This is a genomic window from Iodobacter sp. BJB302 (genome assembly GCF_002735645.1).
GTDB lineage: Bacteria > Pseudomonadota > Gammaproteobacteria > Burkholderiales > Chitinibacteraceae > Iodobacter.
The window spans coordinates 1-2254 of sequence record NZ_PDZG01000154.1 but is presented as its reverse complement, the minus strand read 5'-3'; the positions used below and the strand labels follow the sequence as shown (position 1 = coordinate 2254).

Here is a 2254-nt window from a genome sequence, read left to right as displayed (position 1 = left end):
AGTAGTCAGATATTCGAATCGAATCTTCCAAATGTGCAGCTCTGCTCGCCATACTTCATGATTAATGAAAAAAAGAAATTATCTATCAATTATCCATCATTTGACTATAAAGTGAACAGCATTGGGGGCTAACGTCAAAATTAAGCAGCTGGCCTGCGCTGCAATTGGATAAAAATGCTATATGTTCCGGCCAGTTCGCTTGAGTGCCATGTTAGGCGACAATATCTTCGGCGCGCATGTAGACGAGATAGCGCAAATACTCCGGTTTGCTTGGGAAAGGGACAATCACAAATTCCTCTGTGATTGTGTACGGTTCACGATAATCTGCAATGATTTCCGTACTGGCACAACTGAGCAGTTCCATCTCTGAAGTAGTAGCTCCGTCATCAAACGCATATCGACATGCGATGACCGTGTCGTGATATTCGACGGAAACTGATCTAAGTGTTCCCGGAACATTGCCACACAGCGCTCGCTGCGCAGACAACCGAAGCTTTACGCCACTGGGGTCTTGAACGTTATCTATCTTTTGATTCATCCTAGGGGTCTTGGGGTCAGGTCTTGCATTAGCGCATAGTAAAGTCAGCCTGGATTTGAAAATATGTTAATGCAAGACCTGACCCCAATTTTTCACTGCTTTAGATTTCATCATGCCCCCGCAATCTTGGCATGGCTCGCTATTGTTTATAGAGCCATTTACTGTGATATTTTGTGTTCCAACATTCGGTTTTATTTGAAGAGATTTTTTGCAGGATTCACATATTATTTCAATGCGTTTAATCCTCTCTTGTTTTTGGGCCTAATTTAGCACTCCCCTCCGGCACAATGTAATGTCCCAGCAAAGGGTTATGACGACTTGCAGCAACCGATTTATAAGTGTTGGTAACCCCACCAATAAAACCTAATATTTCATCAAAGTCATCGACAGAGTCGAAAGCAACCCAATACTCACCATTGTCATACCAGTACTCACGACTAGCCACACAAATAGCCCTAATATGTGCAGCCTCACCTTTTCCCTTGTAAATTTTTTCATATCTTTCAGCTTCGGTTAATTTATTTCCTGAAAGATCTGAATTTAAGGCAAAAACCACACTTCTAACTTTTTCTATGGAATGATGCCTTTCTGAACCATCCACATTTTTTAAACCTGGCAGGTATCGGAATTCTGTTAGTAGCTTTGCACTATCATGTGCAATAGAAAGCTCTGTTGCATTGAGCGTTGTCTTGACCTCAATGGTATAAAGGACTGCCTCAATTGGAAAAATCCCTGTGCTTTGATCAAACGATATAGGAGGAACTATTGATTTGTCGTAGAGGATAATATCCATTTGAGTCGACATTATTCCTCTATGCTGCTCAATTATTTGTCCAGTACCAACACCAATATCTGAGGGGAGCAAAGGGCGAAACAGCTTGGAGATTAAAATCTCAAGAACTGAGCCTTTAACCCCGCTATGAGTTAAATTGCTAGCAGCTCGGGCGTCCGCAATAGCTCCCGCTACTTTTGCTCTTAGAAATGCTTGATATTGATTTTTATCTGCCATGACATCCTAATTATCTTTAGAGGCTAACAAGATGTAGACACCCTAAAACGGCAGATAAACCACCGTCCTTGGTGTATAAAAACGCTAAGCCCCTTGTAATGCCTTTCCGGGCGCAGCCTGAAGTATTTTATGCCGATATACTACACCCGATTGAGCGGAGGTTTCCACCGTGTCCTTGCTGTTGAATCAGGTTCGCGATCGATTGCGTATATTGCACTACAGTTTGCGCACCGAGCAGGCTTATCTGGATTGGATTAAGCGCTATATTCGCCATCATCAGCTGCGTCATCCGCAGGAAATGGGGCAAAGCGAGATTGAGGCTTTCCTTACCCACCTTGCGGTCAATAGGCAGGTGTCAGCGTCGACTCAGAATCAGGCTAAGTCCGCGCTCCTATTTCTTTACCGTGAAGTGCTGCAGATTAATTTGCCATGGTTAAAAGACGTGGTAAGCGCCAAGGCCAGCCAACGCCTTCCGGTGGTTTTAACGCCGAAAGAGGTGCAGCAAATTCTAGCCGAGCTAGATGGGGTGTGGTCGCTAGTGGGGCGCTTATTGTATGGCACGGGTTTGCGGCTTTTAGAGGGCGGTAATTGTCAAGATAGTTGAGATGTTTTTACGATTTAAGCGACCTGTAATTCCTCGCTTGTTTTAGGCTCAATAGCCCGGTCGGGGTTCAATTGCACTTCATCTTGCCAGCTCCAGTTCCGAG

The 2254-nt window shown here is 44.2% G+C and carries 3 protein-coding genes; 1 reads left to right on the top strand and 2 read right to left on the bottom strand.

Going from position 1 to position 2254, the window contains the following annotated elements:
• Positions 1–211: 211 nt before the first annotated feature.
• Both CSQ88_RS22260 and CSQ88_RS22255 read right to left on the bottom strand, forming a co-directional pair.
• Positions 212–538 (bottom strand): hypothetical protein, encoded by a 327-nt coding sequence (locus tag CSQ88_RS22260; RefSeq protein ID WP_099400243.1) that lies wholly within the window; start codon positions 536–538, stop codon positions 212–214.
• Between the two features lie 238 nt (positions 539–776).
• Positions 777–1547, bottom strand: coding sequence for a DUF6602 domain-containing protein (locus CSQ88_RS22255; protein WP_099400242.1), 771 nt, complete (start codon positions 1545–1547; stop codon positions 777–779).
• 169 nt (positions 1548–1716) lie between these two features.
• Here CSQ88_RS22255 and CSQ88_RS22250 point away from each other — a divergent pair, with 169 nt between their 5' ends.
• The gene (locus tag CSQ88_RS22250) at positions 1717–2151 is read left to right on the top strand and encodes a phage integrase N-terminal SAM-like domain-containing protein (protein ID WP_257212731.1); all 435 of its coding nucleotides are present in this window, start codon (positions 1717–1719) and stop codon (positions 2149–2151) included.
• Positions 2152–2254: the final 103 nt, after the last annotated feature.